The organism is Streptococcus symci, from assembly GCF_006385165.1.
Lineage (GTDB): Bacteria > Bacillota > Bacilli > Lactobacillales > Streptococcaceae > Streptococcus > Streptococcus symci.
Map to the genome: position 1 here is coordinate 308,625 of NZ_VFJA01000003.1, position 21,458 is coordinate 330,082.

A 21,458-nucleotide genomic window follows, 5' to 3' on the forward strand; every position below is an offset into this window, starting at 1 on the left:
AAAACTCCAGAAAAAACAGGGACAATGATAGGGAAAAATAGGAATTTAATCAGGTTATGTAAAAAATGTTGCAAAAAAAGCCAGACACAGTCTGACTTTGATGGAAACAGAAAAGAAAATTTACTAGTCTTCCCTACTTATCTGATAATAAATGAGATCCGCAAGATAGCCTTTTCTCTCTACACCATTGGTAATAGTCTTTAGATAGGACATTCCAGCCTTCTCCATGACACGACCTGAAACTGGATTGAGACTAGCATATCGTGCTCTGACCTTTTGAAAGCCTGCTTGAGTAAAACAAAAGTCCAAGACAGTTTTTAAGGCCTCTGTCATAATCCCACGTCCCCAGTAAGCCTTGCCTAGCACATAGCCAATTTCACAAGAAGAATCGTTCTCATCCATTGCAACGATGCTGATATCTCCTATCACCTGTTCTGGCTTTTCTTTGAGACAAATGGCCCATTTGTAATAGTTGGGATTGGCATAGGAGGCAACCCAGTTATGAATCGAATTTCGAGTCACCTCGACATCAGAATGGGGATCCCAAGTGACGTAGGTTAGATTCTCAGCAGAGGAAGCCCAATTCTGAAACATGGCTTCTGCATCACTCTCCATAAATCTTCTCAAAATTAAACGATCTGTCTGTAATGTTTGCGTACCGATAGATTTCATGACGCTACCTCGCTTTCTGATAGATGATTCTATGTCCAACCTCAATTTAAATTTACTTTGCTTTTGAATTTCAAGGTAATAAGCTAAAAAGGTCCCCCGGACTTCCTCGCTTACCTATTTCCATGCTCGGGGTAAAAAGACTAAACTCAGTAACAACTAAAAAACAAGTTTTTCATCTAGTTCCTTGACGCAGTCGCTGTCTGGTTTGAAATGCGCTTTACCAATCTTTTTCAAACCTAGTCATCGTTGCGGGGGTGAGACGACGAAATCGAACTCTGTGAGTTACCAGACCTTCTTCGCTTTCTCATTTCTAGGCTCAGGGTAAAAAGGTCCACTAGAGTTTTCTCGTTTTCCTATTTTTAGACTCGGGGTAAAAAACTAAACTCATTAATAGCTAGAAAACAAGTTTTTCATCTAGTTCCTTGACGCAGTTGCTGTCTGGTTTGAAATGCGCTTTACCAAGCTTTTTCAAACCTAGTCATCGTTGCGGGGGTGAGACAACGAAATCGAACTCTTCGAGTTACCGGACCTACTCTCACTTTTTTATTTCAAGGTGAGAGGCTGAAAACCTCCACTAGAGGTTATTCTTGCTCTCGAGTTTCAAGGCAAGAAGCTAAAAAGGTCCCCCGGACCTTTTTACTCCCAAAAGTCATCAAATACGGTGATTGGTAGGTGCCGTTTATGTTGACCTTTGTGCCACCAGTTTTCAATAGTCGTTTGGGCTTCTGGGCTGATTGTTTTGCCTTCTAGGTAGTCGTCAATCTCTGCATAGGTGACTCCGAGAGCAACTTCATCAGCTAGGCCTGGTTTATCTTCTTCTAGGTCTGCTGTTGGGATTTTTTCATAAAGGGCTGGGTCCGCACCAAGTTCCTTCAATAGTTGTTTTCCTTGGCGTTTATTGAGACGGAACAGTGGTAAAATATCTGCACCACCGTCACCAAACTTGGTAAAGAAACCTGTGATATTTTCCGCGGCGTGGTCTGTTCCAATGACCGCTCCGCTATGGGAACCAGCAAGGGCATACTGAGCAATCATACGGCAACGTGCCTTGATATTGCCCTTGTTAAAATCTGAAACAGGACTACCTGTCGCTTCAACTGCTGCCGTCATGGCGTCAGCTGATTCCTTGATATTCACAACCAAGCTGATATCTGGCTTGATGAAGGCTAGGGCTTTTTGAGCATCTGCTTCATCAGCTTGCACTCCATATGGCAGGCGGACAGCGATAAATTTGTAGCTGTCGTCTCCCGTTTCTGCTCGCAGTTCTTCCATAGCTAGTTGAGCTAAACGTCCTGCTAAGGTTGAGTCTTGTCCTCCAGAAATCCCTAGTACAAAGGTTTTTAGGAAGGGATGTTTTTTCAGATATCTTTTTAAGAAATCAATAGAACGACGGATTTCTTCCTGGGCATCAATCACTGGTTTGACACCCAACTCTTGGATAATCGTTTCTTGCAAACTCATTCTTCTTCTCCTTCACCGAGGGCTTCCTTACGCATTTTGTCAATCAAGTCCATCTTGTCTTGCCATACATCACGCGCCAAATCCACTGGATAATGCTGCGGATTGAGCACGCGCTTGTATTCATCCCAAAGCTTGTCAAATTCCTTACGAGCATAATCCTGAATCTCAGTCAAGCTAGGCAGATTGTAAATCAATTTTCCGTCCTTGAAAATATCCACCAAGAGAGGAACAGCATCAAAATTACGAACCGTCTTCTTGATGTAAGTATAGGTCGGATGGAACATCTTGATTTCTGTCATGCTGGCAACATCTACGCCATCATAAGTGATATAGTCTCCTTCTGACTTGCCTTTTTCACGACTGGTAATGCGCCACACCTGCTTCTTACCTGGCGTAGAAACTTTTTCAGCATTATTTGACAGCTTAATGGTATTGCGCATCTGGCCATTTTCATCTTCAATGGCCACAATCTTATAAACTGCACCAAGAGCTGGCTGGTCATAGGCTGTAATCAGCTTAGTTCCCACACCCCAGACATCAATCTTGGCCTTTTGCATCTTGAGGTTGAGGATGGTATTTTCATCTAGATCATTAGAAGCATAAATCTTAGCCTCTGTAAATCCAGCCTCGTCCAATTGCTGACGGACTTTCTTGGAAATGTAGGCAATATCCCCAGAGTCAATTCGAACACCCATAAAGTTAATCTGGTCACCCAGCTCACGCGCCACCTGAATGGCAGCTGGTACACCGATGCGAAGGGTGTCATAGGTATCCACAAGAAAGACACAGTTTTTGTGGGTCGCAGCGTAAGCCTTGAAGGCCTCATAGTCGTTACCATAAACCTGCACCAAGGAATGGGCATGGGTCCCCAAAACAGGAATGTCAAAGAGTTTACCAGCACGCACATTGCTGGTTCCATTGGCGCCACCAATCACCGCTGCGCGTGTTCCCCAGATAGCCGCATCCATTTCTTGAGCCCGACGTGTCCCAAACTCCATCAAGGGTTCATCTTCGATGACCGAACGGATACGAGCTGCCTTAGTAGCCACCAAGGTCTGGTAGTTGACGATGTTCAAAAGAGCCGTTTCGACCAATTGACATTGGGCTAGAGGACCTTCCACCTGCACAATCGGTTCATTAGCAAAAACCAAGTCCCCTTCTTGGGCAGAACGAACGGTCAACTCCAACTTGAAATTGCGGAGATAGTCCAAGAATGCCCCATGATAACCAAGCGACTCCAAATAGGCAATATCACTATCTGAAAAACGCAAATCTTCAAGATAGCTCACAATTCTTTCCAAACCTGCAAAAACTGCATAGCCGTTCTTAAAAGGCTGTTGGCGGAAATAAACCTCAAAGACCGCCTTTTTATTGTGAATCCCTTGGTCAAAGTAAACCTGCATCATGTTAATCTGGTACAAGTCCGTGTGCAATGTCAAACTATCATCTGGATACATACTTTTCCTACTTCCTTAACTAGAAACCAATGAAAAATTTCAAGAACTTTCATTCATTCCAATAAATTAGTACTATTATAACACATTTTGGCTGGATTGAGAAAAGAGTAACAAGCTATTCTCCACTCTCCAGTTCATCCATATCTTGTTCAAACTTTTTCTGAGTTCATTCGCCATAGCTTTTAAGACCAAGATTGCCAATAAAGACCCAGGGAAGGTAATTGACATAAGTAATAGCCCAAGCAGATAGGTATTTAAAATTTAAAGGATTGTGCTGATAAATTTCGATATTAAATTGATAATTCTGCAACATCAAGAGTGTTGTAATAGCGAGAGTTACCAGCAAACAGCCTAAAATTGTAAAATGAAAACGACTATAGTAGTTCACACCCAAATCTCGAGCACGGCCGAAAAAGTAAAAAGTTCCAATAATGATAATGATGAGAATCATTCTCGGATTAAAAAGACTTGGTGCTAATACTGCAATCATATAAGATAAAAGCAAGAAAGCTATAGAGATATAGAAACTTTCAGCCCCCGCTTTATTGATCAGTTGTTCTTCTCTTTCGTCTAGTAATTGATAATAAAAAAATCTATTTTTCATCTTCTTCCTCCCAAAATAATTGATCCAAAGTTTTGCCTAAGCATCTGCAAATGGACTGGCAGAGGGAAAGACTGGGATTGTATTTCCCCGCCTCTATCAAACCAATAGTCTGGCGCGTCACCCCAACAGCCTCTGCTAGTTGACCTTGTGTTAAATCACGCTCAACACGAGCTAATTTTAATTTTAAATTTTTAGCCACCTGCGTCCTCCTTATAGTTTTAAAAAGTTGCGCTTCTTTTTAAACATATTATACCATATATCTAACTTAATGCAATATATAAATGTCATTTTGTAATATTTTGTTAACAAAAAACTCTCTATCACAAAATAATAGAGAGTTCTGAGTTTAAATATAGGATTTCAAAATATCAACGACATGACTTCTTTGTTTTACTTGGTAGGCTTTGATACCTAGACTTTCAAGCAAGAGCTTAGTCATAGTTCTGGTAGCCCATTTGACATAACTTTTATATAAAAATCCAACATATTTAAAACTACAGATTATATTTAAATTTCAAAATTACTTTTCTTTTTCTAAACCAGAAATATATAGTAAGCCTAATAGCAATTTTATTTCTTGTGTTTTTTTCATTACATCAACTTTTGTTATAATTCTAGTTCCCCCATGCGTTGACAGGTTAAGAAATTCTAAAAAGCTTTTACTTTCATCTCTAGAACTAATTGTGCTACGTAAAGAATTCAAAACTCGCTTATCCGCGTCGTCTAATTCACTACTATCAATCAAACCTTTTCCTTCCTCAATTACTTTTCTATAGTTTTGCAATAAACTTTCTGTCTTAGCTATTTTACTATTATCCAAAATATCATTTACAACAATTTCAATTAAAGTTCGATAAGCTGCAACTGCTACAAAACTATAATCTTCAGTACTAAAAATTCGATTAATTTCTCCTATAAAACTGACAACATCTGACCTAAAGTTAACTTCTTTGTTTATAGGCATATTAACTAAATTACTCTTAGAAGATTCTGGTTGAGCAATATAAAAGTTATCCTCTACTACTCTAAACGTAAAATCAGCTTCATGAATAAGTTCTGTTTTCTTATCTGTTATTATAATTGAAATTGTATTTTCATTTAATCGACCAAAATTTATTATACCTTTATTAAAATTTATAGTAGGATTACTTTTTGTATCAATTTCAAAAGATAAGCCCTTATCCTCTTCACCAAAACTATTTATAAAAGTGAATAAATCATCAACTTTATAATCTATCCCCTTCTTGAGTATATTTTCTCTTTGACTGATTTTAGGTTGAGCTGGCTTCCTTAAAATTATCTTTAGAGAAGAGACTGTAGTATCTGTCTCTTGCCTAATGATCCATTCCCCTTCTTGGAGTTTATTAAATTCTCTTACTTTTTCTTCGTTAAAATAAATGTCTGTAGCAACTTGAATTAATTCCTTTAAATTAGGAATCTTCTTGTCTAGATCATCTATATCAATCCATGATTCAACTACCCCCAAATTTATTGTTTCTTTAGTCTTTGGAATAATATCCAATAGAATTTCCTTATCAAAAAGAGTACATTTTAATTTGTCTCCTTGTTTTTCAAAAATTATAAAATCTTTTAATTTAAAATCTGGTCTAATATTTTTTTTAAGATTGCTGAGATCAGAAGTTTCTTCTAAAGATATCCTATTTTGAATAAATGTTTTGCGAGGAAAATCTCTTAATTCATTTTTTAACGAAGAGCCGATTCTCTGAATTTTTTCGTTTATTCTTTCAATGAATTTAGCTATATCATCAGTTAACTTACTCTGAGAAAATTGAGTTCGATCAGAATTAAACTGTATGGCTGAATCACTAGATTTAATTGAAATATAACCAATTAATTGCTTTAATACATCGCTATATTTTTTGGTCACCATTAATTCAGTATCAAATAATAGATAGTTGTTAAACAAATTATTATTGATATAAACCAAAGGTGTTAAATTGTTATTATTAGGATTGTAAAATAAAGAGTTAATCTTACTTTTTCCATTTGGGACGAGATAAAAAGCAGCTAGATTCATCTCAACAGAATACCTATCTGAGTCAAAACTAAATTTTTCAGAGTAGATATCCTCACCATTTTTCTTAAACACTAACAAACATTCATTTGAAGAATAATTAATTTCAAATAACTGATCAGAACTATTTTGATTCTCTAACTGGATACTGTAGTCAGTAGAGTATACTTCTCCATCTATATTTAGATTTATAATAAAGTTTCTATCAGCAGAAATTTTCCCATCATTTTTCTCATTATCAATAAAAGAATTTAAAACTTTATTTCGATTGACATCTTTGGTGAGATATTCTTTTAAAGCTTCAAGATTATAATCATCGACTTCAATTTGGATTAAAGTCCCTACAAAATCCCCTGAACCTACAAGCGTGACATCTAAGCATTTATCTGTTATATTATATTCAGAAATCAAAGAATCAAAATCTACAGCAAAATCTGAAATTTGATTATTACGTGATGTTTTCCAATATACTTTTTTACCAAACTTAAAAACAGACAAGAACCCTAACCCCTTTGACCCTTGAGTCAGGCGTATAGTACCATTATAAGAGATAATTTCTCCATATTGTTTATCACTACTTGATATATGGAATAATTTCTTAATTCCTTCTGTATCCATACCAATACCATAATCTCGAATAGTGAGTTTTTTTGATTCCGAATCCAATATAATATCAACACTGGGAGAAAACGCATCGTACGCATTTTTTATTAACTCATTTAATGCAATAATATTATTAGGAATTTTTTCTGATAATTCACTCAATATATTACCTGCTACAGTAATAGGTACTTGTTCAACTTTATTAGGCATCTAAATCTCCTTTATTTTTCTTAATATCAAAACATATTCTTGATTCATTGATTCCACTGATTTATCTTTTACTTTAGAAACCCGTCTTGGCATTCTCTTTATAGGTATATTACGTGTAATAGAAGCTTCCAACTCAAAACCAATATTTTCAAAAAATTCCTGCGTAATACTTGATAATGGCACTACTTTATTATCAACACGTCGATCACCTAAAGTTAAAACTATTCTCTTATCCTTTTTTAGAACACGTCCCATTTGCATCATCACTTCCAAATAGTCTATTACAAAATTTTCCACTTTTTTTCGCTTATCTTGAGATATACTTTCAAGATAATCAGATAAATAGTGTGACTGATGCTTTTGTTTATTTCTTTTGCCAGATCCACCTAAACTATTTGAATCAATACTTGAATAATTATCTATTAAATTTTCAGAAAAAACCTCCAAATCCTTCCTATCAATCCAATATATCGGTAGCATAGAGTACTGTCCATATGTTACAGTAGTTGAATTATCTCCATACGGAGGAGAAGTAACAATCAAATCGACAGAATCGCTCTTCATTCCAAATAAAATATCTTCCGATTTTCCTATTTTTAAATCAATTTTTTTACTTCTGTTATAATCAGGTAAATATTGAGAGTATTCGTTAATGCTCTTTATAAAATCTTCAACGATGTGGTTTTCCATCTTTTCAATAGCGCTTTGCTCTTTTATATGCAATTTAAATGTTGAACTTCTTGTATTACTGTATTTTTTTAAAATATTAATTAAACACACCCAATAATACTGTCTTACGTATCTGTATTTTTCTCTCTGAATAGCACTACGAATTTTACTAAACGTTATTATAAAATCTTTTCGATACCATTTTTCTATATTATAAAAATAGTGTTTATCAAATTCAAAACTATTGCTTTTTAAAAATTTCTCAATTCTATTATTTGCTATATATATATATATTTTGTTAACACCTTGCAGCTTAACTTTTGTAATAAGATTAGCTAAAGGGTTAATATCTATGCCAATCGGAAAAAGGTTATTCTTTTCACCCTCTACTAGTGTTGTTCCAGAACCATGAAAAGGATCAAGAATATTTGTAATAGATGAATCTTCACTTTTAATTAGTTTAATTAATTCATATTGCATATCAGGAACCATCGTAGCTGGATAAGCACTAATTTTATGCATGCCTGAAGCAGTTACATTTTTAAAGTCCCAGTAATCAATTTCTTTTTCTTTTATTTTATCTACTAAATTCGACTTCAACAATTTAGCCCCCAACTAATATTTTTCTATTATGCACCCTAAGTATAGCATAGAATTTTTTGAACGTAAAGAAATAATATAATTAATCTGTTAAGGAAAATTAAATAGGTTTCTATTAACAAAAAACCTCTACCACCTAAATGATAGAGAGTTTCTGCTTATTCAATTTTTTTCAAAACATCTACAGCATCGTAGGATTTCACATCTAATGTCTCAGCTGCGATTGTATTGTCCTCAATATCAGCTAGAAAGACACAATTTCTAGATTATAACTGCTAATTATTGATAGTTACTCATATCCATCAGTCCACCTCCATACTTATGTCAAGCCCCCCTCTTTACTTTATGATTTCATATTCTCGTTACAAATTCTTTTGGTAATAATATCTTTGCCCAATGTAGGGATAGTCTTGCAAAGCAAAGACTTCCTTGTAGCCATGCCTTTTATAAAAATCTGGAGCTTGAAACTGGTAAGTATTGACAAAAGCAAAACGACAGTTTCGATTCTTAGCTTCAGTTTCTGCTTGCTGCAATAGTTTTGAACCGATTCCTTGCCCTCGCAGTTCCTCTTTTACAAATAAATACTCTATTTCTAGCCAATTTCCAAAAGTCTCTGCTATCAAACCTGCCAGGAGATTGCCCTTTTCATCTTCGACATAAAGGTTCAATGGCTCACTTTCAGCCTCTTCTCTTTTTGAACGATTATAAGCACGAATCAGATTCCCTATTTCTTGTGATTTATAGGATTCCTTATCTTCCAATCTAAAGTACATCTAAATCTCCTTAAATACTGTTACAGCTTGATTATAGTCTTATTTCAATAGACTGTCAAACTAGAAAAACCCACCAACCTGAGTTGATGAGTTTCAAATCTATTTTCTAAATTTCCACTGGCTATAAATACCAAAACCGATAATCCAAATAGCTGAACCAATTGCTCCTACAAATGTAGACTCTTGTAAAAAGAGGGTTACAAAGACAAAGGCAAAGAAGAGCATGGTTAAGGGATTTAGGAAACGATAATGCGGCATGAGATAGCCATCTGCCATAAAGTCTGGTGACTTGCGGTATTTAAGGTGAGCCACCATAATCAAGATATAAATCGCGATATAGACACCTGATGATGATGCCGTAATCAAGGCAAAGGCATCGGAAACACCTGGCAAGATATTGATAAAGGCTGCTAGGGCAATCAAGATTGCTGAAGCGATGATAGCATTTTGTGGTACATTGTGGCGAGAAAGAGTATCTGCTTTAATTGCTTTTAGGAAGCGATTTGGCGAATCATGGGCAATCTGGTATAAATGACGCCCTGTTGAGTAGAGAGTTGAGTTAAGAGCAGATGCTGCTGAGGTCAAAACGACGAAGTTAATCAAGGCTGCTGCCCACTTGATACCTGCCAATTCAAATACTGTAACAAAAGGTGAATCAGCCGATGCAAGCTCACGCCATGGAATGATAGCCATGATGGCTAAGAGGGCACCACCGTAGAAAAAGGCGATACGCAAAGGAATTTCCTTAACGGCTTTTGGCAAGACTTGACGTGGATTTTTGGTTTCTGAAGTTGTGACCCCGATAAACTCAATCATAAGGTAGGCAAAGAAAACCATCTGGAAGGCCATGACAAAGTTAACTCCACCATTTGGGAAGAGGGAGAAATTGTCAGCAATATTAGCCAAACTTGCTACTCCATGAGGTGTCTTAAAGCCAGTCAAGACCATAAAGACTCCTGTAGCGATCATAGCTAAAATAGCCACAATCTTAACCATAGCAAACCAAAACTCAACTTCTCCAAAGAGCTTAACCGCAATCAGATTGACCAAGGCTAGAATGGTCAAAAATCCAATCTCAATCATCCAACTTGGCCAGCTAGGAAACCAGAACTGAACATAGTGAGAGATAGCAGTGATTTCCGCCATACCGATAAAGACAACGGATAGCCAGTAGGACCAAACCGAGAAATAACCCCAGCCCTTACCCAAATGGCGCGTGATAAAGTTGATAAAGGTATGTTGCTCAGGGTCTTGGTAGAGCATTTCCCCAACTGCACGCATCATAAGGAACATGAAAGCCCCCGTAATCATATAAATCAGTACAATGGAAGGACCTGTTAGGCTAATTGAGCGACCTGCTCCCAAAAAGAGTCCTGTTCCGATTGTCCCAGCGATGGCCATAACCTGTACGTGACGATTAGTTAAACCACGCTCCATCTTATTTTTTTTCTTCTTTGAACTCATATAGTCTCCAATTCTTTTTAAACCTAAAAAGGAGCAAAGAAGGATTTTTCCCTCTTTTTACTCCTTTTAATCATTAGGCTGTTTTTTCAACCTTCAAGATTTTTACATCATAGCTACCAACAGGTGTTTCAATTGTTGCTGTATCACCTGTTTTCTTGCCAATCAAGGCTTGTCCAATTGGGCTTTCATTTGAAACTTTACCTGCAAAGGCATCCGCACCCGCTGAACCTACGATAATATAAACTTCTTCTTCGTCCTCACCAATTTCTTGGATAGTGACTGTTTTACCAATCGCTACTTCGTCTTGGGCAACTGAGTCACTATTGACGATTTCAGCATAACGGATTTTTGTTTCCAAGCTAGAGATTTGTCCTTCGACAAAGGCTTGTTCATCCTTAGCTGCTTCGTATTCACTGTTTTCAGAAAGGTCACCGTATGAACGGGCAATCTTAATGCGTTCTACCACTTCTGGACGGCGGACCAATTTCAATTCTTCTAATTCTTTTTCAAGTTTTTCCTTTTCCTCAAGGGTCATAGGATATGTTTTTTCTGCCATTTTTCTCAACTTTCCTTCGATAATATTGAATCTCTATCTGAGATTCTCATTTGTGTAGTCTTAGTTTGAACTACTATTTTGAGTAAGCTTGCTATTGACGTGCTCAGCTACATTACGATCATGTTCTTCCTGTGTCACTGCGTAATAGACTTTACCATCTGTAACATTGGCTACAAAGTATAGGTTCTCACTCTTAGTTTGATTGATACTTGCTTCAATCGCGTCCTGACTTGGGCTATCTACTGGACCAGGCATCAAACCAGGTTTTGTATAAACATTGTATGGTGAATTAATCGATGTATCAATTCCAGCATCATCTGCTAGGCTGATATTTTGACCAAGTTTCCCTTGGGCATACAAGATTGCAATATTGCTTTGAAGTGGCATACCAAGATTCAAACGGTTGTAGAAAACACCCGCAATCAACTTACGGTCTTCAGTCTTAGCCCCTTCTTTTTCAACCAGTGAAGCAATTGTTAGCAATTCATTGACTGTCAAGTTCTTAGACTTAATTGCACTATAGTGCGGAGTCAAGGTCTTATCCATAGCTGCCAGCATCTCATCAATCAAGCTTTCAATAGTTGTGCTTTCCTTGATAGAGTAGGTCGCTGGGAAAAGATAACCTTCCAAACGGTAACGAGCTCCACTTTCTTTCGTTGGCAAGCTTTCGAGTAGGTTTGGATATTTAGCAACTTCTTGACTGATAAAGTTGTCATCTTGCACTTTAGCCAAGAAAGTTTCCGCTGTCAAAGGTTCTTTAAATTCACCTTGTAATTGGCCTACAGCTTGGGCAATTTGATCAATCGTATATCCTTCTGGAATTGTCAAGTTTGCAAGAGATGGAGCCTGAGGTTCAGGTGTACCACCTTTTTGCAGTTCCTTAATGATGTCCTCTGTACTCATGCTCTTTTGCAAATTGTAATATCCAGCCTTCAAATCTGAATAATTCTTATATTTTGCATAGAAAGCAAAAATCACACCGTGTTTAATCACACCAGAATGCTCAAGAGTTGATCCGATTTCTTGGACATTGGCTCCTTCTGGAATTTGAACAGTCACATATTCCTTAGAATTTGCATCAACAGGTAGCAAGGATGATTGAACATACTGATAACCGAAGTAACCACCTGCCGAAATCAAGGCTAGGAAAATCAGTAGAGAAATGAAGAATGCCTTCAAATGTGATTTTTTCTTCTTAACTGGTTTAACTGTCTCACGGCGACTACGTCTAGGAACTGAACCTAGGCTATCTGCCGATTCAGCTGACTCAGACAACTCATTATCCACTGTAGGAGTACTAACTTCTTCCTGTTGTCTACTTGTTTTATACGACACCGCAACCTTTGTTGGAATCTCGTTAAATTCTTTGTCTTCGTTAAGTTTTACAGGTTCTACTTTTGGTTGAACTGGCTCGAAAACAGGTTCTACTGGTTCAACTACCGCTTCAATTTTAGGTTCTGCAACTTCTTCATTTCCTGCAATTTCATCCGAAATATTATTAGAACGTGATGGAACACCAGGAGCATTCTTTAATATTTGATCCACAACAGAAAGAGAATTAGCCATCAACTCTTCTGCTGAAGGTTCATGTTCCTGAGTTGAAGGATCTACTGAATCTTCTTGAGATAAAGGAGTTTCAAAACTTGTAATCTCGTTTTCTTGCTCACTTCTATCTTGTTTTTTTACTCTCTCTAAATCACGTAAAATTTGCTCTTTAAAGCTTAATTTTTCGTCTTCTCTTGTTTTTTCACTCAAAAGTTTATCCTCCTCGTTGACAATCCATAATATTATATCTTAAAAACGAAAGAAAAGCAACCTAGCATGCTTTTCTCGCTTATTTTTTAGCTTCCCAGACCATATCATACCAGGTTTCCCCTGCAAAGGTTGACTGAGACCGGCCTTCATTGACAAATCCATGTTTTTCGTAGTAGGCGATGAGATAGTCATGACAGGTTAGGTTAATACCTTCTCTTTCGTGTTCAAGAGCCAACTCTTTCAAGGCTGTTAATAATTTTTGACCAAGTCCAAGGCCCTGTGCTTCCTTGGCAATAGAAAGACAGGTCACAGAGATATAACCACTCGGCTCATGACTATAATCTTCTATCTCTTCTGTAAAAGACTGATCTTGCAGATGGCGGTATGGTCCAACTGGCCCTTCTATATACCCCATGATTCTGCCTTCTTTTTCTGCAACCAGAAACGAGGTCTGAATTTTTCGCAAATGAGCTTCAAAAACCGAGCGAGGAATGGCTTCTTCAAGTGAGAAATTTTCTAGTTCAATCTCAACGATACGATCTAAATCTTCTAATCTTGCTTTCCTGATTTTCATTGTGCCTCCAGATAAAAGGGATTAAACCAAATCATACTAAAACCTTGACTAGCTGCATAAAGGGAAGTTTCTTCATCAATAAAACCGTTCATTTCAAAATAGGATAGCAACTCATCAGGACTCTTCAAACGAATAGCTTTGTAATCCAGCTCAACCGCCACCTCTTTCAAGGCTGCAAGAAGAAGCGTGCCCAAGCCCTGTCTCTGATGGCCAGAGTCAATGACTAAAGAATGCATTTCTAGACATTGCGGATTATGTGGCTGAGGATCGCCTAGAACATAGCCCAGAAGCTGATTTTCATCCCTAGCTAGAAGAAAGGTATCCGCACACTTACGGATACTTTCTTCTAAAATATGGGAAGGTTGCTGATTTTCAGCTGGAAAAGATGAGGCCTGAAGTGCCTCTATCTCAGTTAAATCAGACTTACTTGCCCGAATGATTTTAATTGGAATTTCCATGAGAACTTCCTATTGAACATTGCTTGTCAGGTTAGACAAGAGACGCTCGAATGAATATTCATAGGTTTGGATATCTCCTGCTCCCATAAAGACGTAAACAGCATTGTCATGGTCTAGGAGTGGAGAAACATTTTCAACAGTAATCACTTGGTGTTTCTTGTTAATTTTATTAGCTAGGTCTTCTACCTTAACATCTCCATGGTCCACTTCACGAGCAGATCCATAAATTTGGGCTAGGTAAACTGCATCCGCTTGGTTCAAAGCGTGGGCAAATTCGTCCAACAAAGCGATTGTTCTTGTAAAAGTATGCGGTTGGAAGACTGCAACAATTTCCTTGCTTGGGTATTTCTGACGAGCCGCATCCAAGGTTGCAATAATTTCTGTTGGATGGTGGGCAAAGTCATCGATAATCACCGTGTCATTGACAATTTTCTCAGTGAAACGACGCTTAACACCGGCAAATGTTTTCAAGTGTTCACGCACCAAGTTCAAATCAAATCCTGCTGTGTAAAGAAGACCAATAACGGCTGTCGCATTCATGATATTGTGACGACCAAAGGTTGGAATGTGGAATTGCCCTAATTCTTGACCACGGAAATGAACTGTGAAGGTTGAACCAGTTGTAAAACGAAGAAGGTCGCTAGCTACAAAGTCATTGCCTTCTGCTTCAAAACCATAATAGTAGATTGGTGCATCAGACGTAATCTTACGTAACTCAGCATCTTCACCGTAGATAAACAAACCTTTGGTAATTTGTTTAGCATAGTCGTTAAAGGCATTGAAAACATCCTCTAGACTTGTGAAGTAGTCTGGATGGTCAAAGTCAATATTGGTTATGATAGAGTATTCTGGGTGGTAAGGCATGAAATGACGCTCATATTCGTCAGATTCGAAGACAAAATATTTGGCATTGGCTGAACCACGACCTGTCCCGTCTCCAATCAAGAAGCTAGTATCTGTGATATGAGACAAGACATGAGACAACATACCCGTTGTTGAAGTTTTTCCGTGCGCTCCAGCAACTCCCATGCTGACAAAGTCACGCATAAAGCTACCTAGGAACTCATGGTAACGTTTGTAACTAATGCCATTTTGGTCCGCATAGGCAATTTCGACGTTGTTATCTGGACGAAAGGCATTTCCAGCGATAATTTCCATATCACCGTCTAGATTTTTTTCATCAAAAGGAAGAATAGTAATCCCTGCCTGCTCAAGACCACGTTGAGTAAAGTAGTACTTTTCAACATCTGATCCCTGTACCTTATGCCCCATTTGGTGCAACATCAAGGCCAAGGCACTCATACCTGATCCCTTAATTCCGATAAAATGATATGTCTTTGACATGTTTTCTCCCCTATTCCGTAATTCTTGTCAGATTCAACTCTTGGGCCACCTGACGTTCTTGTTCTTTTTGTTGATTCTTTTTATTGTAGATTTGGCTCTTCTTCAGAAAATCATAGTTGTTTTTCTTTGGACTTGAAGTTTCTTTCGACTCAGCTTGAGTCGACATATTGTTCACTTCTTCCGCCAAGATGTAATGAGACTGAGTCAATTTTTGACTGTATTTGACAAATTCACCAGGATTTTCCTTTTGGAAAGGAGCTGTAGGTTGATTGCCCTGTCTAACTAGACTTGGCTGAGAATGGCGTCTTGTAGGAGTAATATCCTTAGTCAGATAACTTGCTGAGCGTTTCTTTTTCAAGTCCGCACGCGCTTCTTCACGCGCCACCTCCGCATAGCTCTTTCCTTCTTTTTTTACTCCTAAGCTAGCCTTCTTAGGTTTCTCTACTGGCTTTTCAATCGGTTTTTCTGGTCTTTCTTCAGTAATAGGGGCCCACTCCAGATAATTCTTATCACGGTATTCTCCCTTGATATTACTGATAAAGTCAGACTCATCATAGAGGTCCATAACCGGCATCTCAGTCAGCATGACCTCATCATCTGACACTAATGGAAATCGTTCTTCTCTCATTTTCTATTTCCTTTCAACACTTCATTATAGCGTATTGTCTTGATTTTTCAAGTGCTGGCTTCAGAAATTCCTAAAATTTCTCTAATTTCTGCTAGGGTCAGACTGCCACGTGACTCTGTGCCATCCAATACTTGTGACACCAGATGTTTCTTTTGTTCTTGGAGTTCCTGAATTTTTTCTTCAATGGTTCCCTTGGTCACCAAGCGATAAACCTCAACCGTTTCTTCCTGACCCATCCGATGGGCACGGCCAATGGCTTGCGCTTCCACCGCAGGATTCCACCAAAGGTCAACCAAAATAACCGTATCAGCACCTGTCAGATTCAGACCGACACCACCAGCCTTAAGGGAAATCAGAAAGGCATCTCTTTCTCCTTGGTTAAAGGCCTTGGTCATGTCTTGTCTTTCCTTGGCTGGGGTCGAACCGGTAATTTTAAAGGAAGTCAAGCCCAAGTCTGGCAGTTCTTGTTCAATTTTCTCCAACATTCCCTTGAACTGTGAGAAAATCAAGACACGGTGTCCGCCGTCTGCCACCTGTACCAGCAGGTCTCGGAGACTATCCAGTTTACCACTGGCACCCTGATAATCCTCCATAAAGAGGGCAGGGGTGTCACAGATTTGGCGCAAGCGCATCAGACCAGACAAGATTTCCACCCGACTTCGCTGGAATTCCTGATCTGACACTTGAGCCAGACGGTCTCGCATCTGTTGCAACTGAGCTAGGTAAATAGCCTTTTGCTGGTCTTCCAGTTCATTCTTGTAAACCACTTCAATCAAGTCTGGTAATTCAGTCAGCACTTCTTCTTTCTTGCGCCTCATAACGAAAGGTTTGATAAACTGAGCAACGCGCTCAGCTGGTAATTTCATAAATTCTTTCTTGCTTGGCAAGAGTCCTGGCATGACGATTTGGAAAATAGACCACAACTCACCCAGATGGTTTTCAATAGGAGTTCCTGACAAGGCAAAGACTGACGGCACCACAAATTGTCTCAAGGTCTGGGCAATCTTAGTTTGGGAATTTTTCATGACCTGAGCTTCATCTAAGAAAAGGAAGTCAAAGGCCATCCCCTGATAAAGATCACTATCCTGACGGAAGGTAGCATAGCTCGTCACATAGATTTGATGGCTCTCGGCAAGAATCTCCTCACGACTAGCTTTCAAACCATGAACAACAACCACATCCAACTGTGGAGCAAATTTCTGAAATTCATCTGCCCAGTTGTAAATCAAACCCGACGGAGCGAGAATCAAGACTCGACTTTCTTTTGTCACTTGGCTGGTCAAAAATGCAATGGTCTGCAGGGTTTTACCAAGTCCCATATCATCAGCTAAAATCCCACCAAAACCATAATGATGGAGCATTTGCAACCAACGAATTCCCTTTTCCTGATAATCTCGTAAATCAGCCTGAACCTGAGTTGCTTGCAAAGGAAAGTCCTCTGGATGCGTCAAATCCTGGGCCAGATTCTGGAATTCTTGTGAAAAAGAAACACGATCTCGTCCTTCAAAGAGATGGGCTAAACTATAAGCCAAAGATTTTCGAGCCTGCAAGGCCCCATCTTTTAATTCAAACTGCCCCAGTTCCTGTAGATTTTGGCGAATTTTCTTGGTTTCTTCATCGAAAAAGTAGACTTGATTGGACGCACCAATGTAAAAATCTTGATTGGCAACCAAGGCCTGCATGGCTTGGTCAATTTCCTCTTGGGCAATATCTTGAAAATCAAACTGGATTTCCAAGAGACCTCCCTTGGAAGCAATCTGCACTTGAGGGCTTGCTAGGCTATAAATTTCTTCTAGCTTGTCTGATAGATCAACATTCCCGAGTTTTTCAAAAACTGGAATGATGTCATGGAAGAAATGATAAACAGACTCGGCTTTTAAGGCCTGACGCCAAGATTGAAAGTCTGCTTCAAATCCAGCTGCCAAACAGACTTGGAAAACTCTTTCTTCTAAGTCAGCATCACTCGAAAAAGGTAATTCTTCTAGCTCTTGTCGGCTAGATACCTTCCTGTCTCCATAATCAAACTGAATTTCTAAACGAATCCGATTGTCTTCTTCCCTATCAAAGTAAAAAGAGGGTTCAAAAGTTTTGATATGTAGACGTTCTGGAGCTGAAACGGTCCCCATCTGGCTAAAAAGAGTTAAACAGGAAGCCAATTTATCGCGGTCACTGCTATCAAATTGCAAGTATTTCTTTCCATGCTGATCCAAAGGCAACGCTTTGATTTCCTTGAGAAGACGTATCTGCTGGTCTGTTAGAAAATAAACCTGTCCTTTATGGAAAAGTACGGCTCCCTGATAAAAGACATTGACTCTAGGACTCTCACTGATTTCCATTTCAAAATAATCCGAGTATTCTTTTACTATAAAGGCAAATAGATTAGCACCCGCATGCAAATCCTGAAAAATCAGGGTTTGGTAGCTATCTACTTGATGGTCAAATTGAAAATGCGGCAAGGTCATCAGTAAATTCACACCCTGCTCAAAAAAGGTCAGAGGAAAAAAGAGATGCCGACCCTGGTTTTGGAAAAAAAGATCTGGACTAAGTCCTTCCTCCGTTAGTCCCCGCAAAAAAGCCAGAAGCTCTTGACTTGCCTCATCAAAGGCTTCCAAAGACAGAGATTCCTCATAAGTTTTTCCAATCATATAAGGTTTTCTCTTCTCGACGACTTTTAAAAAGAGCGGAATATCCCGAATGACATAGTATTTTTGACTATTGGTTTGCCCGATTCTCAGAGTCCACAAGATACGATTGGTTCCTGCTTCCACCTGACCGACAGCCGATAATTCATAGGCTCGTTCTGTTTTTGGAGACAAGATTCGATCCAAAAACTTGCCTCCCAAGGTCACCTTGGTTTCAACGGCCTCTTTTTCTTCATGACCTTCTTCAAGACCCTGCAAGATTTCTTGGCCACGCTCATCATTTTTCAAAAAATGCTCCAGAGCTGCCAAATGCACACAGTAGCCCCTCTTTTGGAAAAAATCGCAGGCACAAAAAACCAAATCATCCTCTAAACTATAGCGCAGTTCTTCTTCTGCGACGCGAGCGTAGAGCCGATTATTCTTTTCCTTGATGATGTCAACTTTACCAGTTTCATAAAGGGCAACGCCTTCGATACGGACTTTCCCCGGAATCAATTTAGCCATATTTTTACCTTTACCTTATCTTTTTATTATACCATATTTTCCCCTATGAAAATAGCCTTCTAAGGATACTTTTCTCCTAGAAGGCTGGATTTTTAAAGTTTAGCAAAAGTGGTCACGATGCGTTGGCAAACCTCTTCTAGTACTGACTTCGGCATAGCTACATTGAGACGGGCATGGAGACTCCCTTCCTCTCCAAAATCCAAACCACGGTTGAGGATAACCTTGGCTTCATTTCTCAACAGCTCTTGCAATCTTTCATCAGTCAGGTCATAGGCTGAAAAATCAAGCCAAATCAAGTAGGTTCCTTGCGGCTTCATGACCTTGATTTTAGTTTCTTTTTCAAATAGATCGACCACATAGTTGATGTGGTCTTCAAAGACTTGCTTGAGTTCCTCTAGCCAATCCTTCCCATAGCGATAAGCAGCTTCTGTCGCCAGATAACCCAAGCCTGAAATTTCATGTTGATTATTAGCCAACTGGCGTTTCTGGTAAGCCACTCTCAACTTAGGATTTTCAATGACTGCATAGGAATTTTTTGTTCCAGCGATGTTAAAAGTTTTAGTAGCACTGCTTAAGACGATAGCAAATTCTTTAAAGTCAGGGTTGACGGTATTGAAAGACTGGTGTTTGTGACCAAAGAGGGCCAAATCTTGGTGAATCTCATCCGAAACCAAGAAAACACCGTGTTTTTGGCAGAGTTGGCCAATCTTTTCCAACACTTCCTTTTCCCAAACACGTCCACCAGGATTGTGAGGGTTGCAAAGAATATAGAGTTTGACCTCTTCTTCCACCAAATCCTTTTCAAGTTGATCAAAGTCAATCTCAAACAGACCATCCTTTTCCACCAAAGAATTGGTAATCAATCTGCGATTGTTCAACTTGACACTGCGAGCAAAAGGTGGATAGACAGGCGTGTTAATCAGAACCGCTTCGCCTTCTTTTGTGAAAGCTTGAATAGCTGTTGAGATGGCTGGTACCACACCCTCGATAAAGACAAGAGCCTCTTTGTCAAAGTGATAACCGTGTTGTGTTGCTTCCCACTTTTGAACTTCCTTAATTAAATCATCACTGGCATAGGTATAACCATAAACCAGTTGATCCGCATAAGTTTGCACGGCTTGGCGGATTTCAGGCAAGACTACAAAGTCCATATCCGCTATCCAAGCTGGTAGGACTTCACTATCCGTTTCTGCCTCTTTCCATTTATAGGTATGGTGCCCTAAACGATTGGGCAGGCTTGTAAAATCATATTTTCCCATCTTTGTCTTATCCTTCCAAGGCTTGGCGCAAATCTGCAATCAAATCTCTAGCATCCTCAATCCCAATCGACAAACGCAAGAGGTCATCTGTCAAACCATAAGAATGGCGCACTTCTGCTGGAATATCAGCGTGAGTTTGCGTCGTTGGATAAGTAATGAGACTTTCTACCCCACCTAAACTTTCCGCAAAAGAGAAGACCTTGAGACTGTTCAAAACATGAGGAATGCGCGTTTCATCGGCTACTTTAAAGGAAATCATGCCCCCTCGACCAGTGTAGAGAACTTCCTTAACTGCTGGAGAATCCTTCAAAAAGGCAACCACTTCTTGGGCGTTAGCTGTTGAGCGCTCCATACGAAGAGACAAGGTCTTGAGACCACGAATCAATTGATAACTGTCAAATGGAGACAAGACTGCCCCTGTCGTATTAAGATTGTAAAAGAGCTTCTCGTATAGTTCTAAACTATTGGTCACAACCACTCCAGCCAAGACATCATTGTGCCCTGCTAGATACTTGGTTGCTGAATGGAGAACGATATCTGCTCCATCTTCAATCGGACGTTGGTAGATAGGGCTGTAGAAGGTATTGTCTACCACCACTTTGGCACCCTTAGCATGAGCCAATTTGGCTAGTTTTTCGATATCAAATTCCAACATCAAGGGATTGGTTGGGGTTTCGATATAGAGAACATCCACGTCCTTTTCTAACTCGGCAATCAACTCTTCTTCTGTATTGGCATAGGTAAAATGGAAACGGCCTTCCTGCTCCACTTGGTTGAACCAGCGGAAAGAACCACCATAAAGGTCACGGACAGCCAAGACCTTACTTCCTACTGGAAAGACGCTAAAGGCCAGTACAATAGCTGACATACCTGAGCTAGTCGCTAGGGCATAGTCTGCGGACTCAATAGCCGCCAAGACTTCTTCCGCCTTACTGCGAGTTGGGTTTTTGGTGCGCGTATAGTCAAATCCAGTAGACTGACCAAACTCTGGGTGCTGATAAGTCGTCGAAAAATGAATCGGTGTCACCAAAGCTCCTGTCGCTTCATCTGACTTGATACCCGCCTGGGCCAAAATTGTGTTAATGTGTAATTCCTTGCTCATACAATACCTCCAAATCTATAGTAACTATTGTACCACTTATTTTCATCAACTCATTTTCTTCTTTTCAAGAGCTAGTTATAGTTTCAAA

At 39.1% G+C, this 21,458-nt stretch carries 18 protein-coding genes; all 18 read right to left on the reverse strand.

What is annotated here, in order from left to right:
* Nucleotides 1-123: 123 nt before the first annotated feature.
* The 18 genes from FJN11_RS08115 to FJN11_RS08205 all read right to left on the reverse strand — a co-directional run bounded on the left by FJN11_RS08115 (nt 124) and on the right by FJN11_RS08205 (nt 21,370).
* Nucleotides 124-672, reverse strand: a complete 549-nt coding sequence (locus FJN11_RS08115; protein WP_140224297.1) for a GNAT family N-acetyltransferase — start codon at nt 670-672, stop codon at nt 124-126.
* Between the two features lie 636 nt (nt 673-1,308).
* A complete protein-coding gene (nadE, locus tag FJN11_RS08120) occupies nt 1,309-2,133 on the reverse strand; it encodes an ammonia-dependent NAD(+) synthetase (protein WP_140224298.1) in 825 nt (274 codons plus the stop codon).
* Complete coding sequence (locus FJN11_RS08125; RefSeq protein ID WP_140224299.1) at nt 2,130-3,590, reverse strand: nicotinate phosphoribosyltransferase; 1,461 nt, start codon at nt 3,588-3,590, stop codon at nt 2,130-2,132. The genes nadE and FJN11_RS08125 overlap by 4 nt, the downstream gene beginning before the upstream one ends.
* Before the next feature lie 166 nt (nt 3,591-3,756).
* The gene (locus FJN11_RS08130) at nt 3,757-4,194 is read right to left on the reverse strand and encodes a DUF6773 family protein (RefSeq protein ID WP_140224300.1); all 438 of its coding nucleotides are present in this window, start codon (nt 4,192-4,194) and stop codon (nt 3,757-3,759) included.
* On the reverse strand, nt 4,184-4,393 hold the full coding sequence (locus tag FJN11_RS08135) for a helix-turn-helix transcriptional regulator (protein WP_001107505.1): 210 nt from the start codon (nt 4,391-4,393) through the stop codon (nt 4,184-4,186). The genes FJN11_RS08130 and FJN11_RS08135 overlap by 11 nt, the downstream gene beginning before the upstream one ends.
* 321 nt (nt 4,394-4,714) lie before the next feature.
* On the reverse strand, nt 4,715-7,042 hold the full coding sequence (locus FJN11_RS08145; protein WP_140224301.1) for an ATP-binding protein: 2,328 nt from the start codon (nt 7,040-7,042) through the stop codon (nt 4,715-4,717).
* Complete coding sequence (locus tag FJN11_RS08150; protein ID WP_246039364.1) at nt 7,043-8,326, reverse strand: DNA methyltransferase; 1,284 nt, start codon at nt 8,324-8,326, stop codon at nt 7,043-7,045.
* A 347-nt stretch (nt 8,327-8,673) separates the two neighbouring features.
* Nucleotides 8,674-9,084, reverse strand: a complete 411-nt coding sequence (locus FJN11_RS08155) for a GNAT family N-acetyltransferase (protein WP_140224302.1) — start codon at nt 9,082-9,084, stop codon at nt 8,674-8,676.
* A gap of 99 nt (nt 9,085-9,183) precedes the next feature.
* A complete protein-coding gene (locus tag FJN11_RS08160; protein ID WP_049547134.1) occupies nt 9,184-10,548 on the reverse strand; it encodes an amino acid permease in 1,365 nt (454 codons plus the stop codon).
* A 73-nt stretch (nt 10,549-10,621) separates the two neighbouring features.
* Complete coding sequence (gene greA, locus FJN11_RS08165) at nt 10,622-11,104, reverse strand: transcription elongation factor GreA (RefSeq protein WP_000818768.1); 483 nt, start codon at nt 11,102-11,104, stop codon at nt 10,622-10,624.
* A gap of 60 nt (nt 11,105-11,164) precedes the next feature.
* Entirely contained in the window at nt 11,165-12,859 is a 1,695-nt protein-coding gene (mltG, locus tag FJN11_RS08170) for an endolytic transglycosylase MltG (RefSeq protein ID WP_140224303.1), read from the reverse strand.
* 79 nt (nt 12,860-12,938) lie between these two features.
* Complete coding sequence (locus FJN11_RS08175) at nt 12,939-13,433, reverse strand: GNAT family N-acetyltransferase (RefSeq protein ID WP_020902221.1); 495 nt, start codon at nt 13,431-13,433, stop codon at nt 12,939-12,941.
* Nucleotides 13,430-13,891, reverse strand: a complete 462-nt coding sequence (locus FJN11_RS08180) for a GNAT family N-acetyltransferase (protein ID WP_125386434.1) — start codon at nt 13,889-13,891, stop codon at nt 13,430-13,432. Before FJN11_RS08180 ends, FJN11_RS08175 begins: the two co-directional genes overlap by 4 nt.
* A gap of 9 nt (nt 13,892-13,900) precedes the next feature.
* A complete protein-coding gene (gene murC, locus FJN11_RS08185) occupies nt 13,901-15,235 on the reverse strand; it encodes a UDP-N-acetylmuramate--L-alanine ligase (RefSeq protein ID WP_140224304.1) in 1,335 nt (444 codons plus the stop codon).
* A 10-nt stretch (nt 15,236-15,245) separates the two neighbouring features.
* Entirely contained in the window at nt 15,246-15,863 is a 618-nt protein-coding gene (zapJ, locus tag FJN11_RS08190) for a divisome accessory protein ZapJ (protein ID WP_140224305.1), read from the reverse strand.
* Nucleotides 15,864-15,910: 47 nt separating this feature from the next.
* Nucleotides 15,911-19,009 (reverse strand): pilus expression-regulating Snf2 family helicase, encoded by a 3,099-nt coding sequence (locus tag FJN11_RS08195; protein ID WP_140224306.1) that lies wholly within the window; start codon nt 19,007-19,009, stop codon nt 15,911-15,913.
* 92 nt (nt 19,010-19,101) lie between these two features.
* Nucleotides 19,102-20,268 (reverse strand): MalY/PatB family protein, encoded by a 1,167-nt coding sequence (locus FJN11_RS08200; RefSeq protein WP_140224307.1) that lies wholly within the window; start codon nt 20,266-20,268, stop codon nt 19,102-19,104.
* Between the two features lie 7 nt (nt 20,269-20,275).
* Nucleotides 20,276-21,370, reverse strand: coding sequence for a cystathionine gamma-synthase (locus tag FJN11_RS08205; protein WP_140224308.1), 1,095 nt, complete (start codon nt 21,368-21,370; stop codon nt 20,276-20,278).
* Between the last annotated feature and the right edge of the window lie 88 nt (nt 21,371-21,458).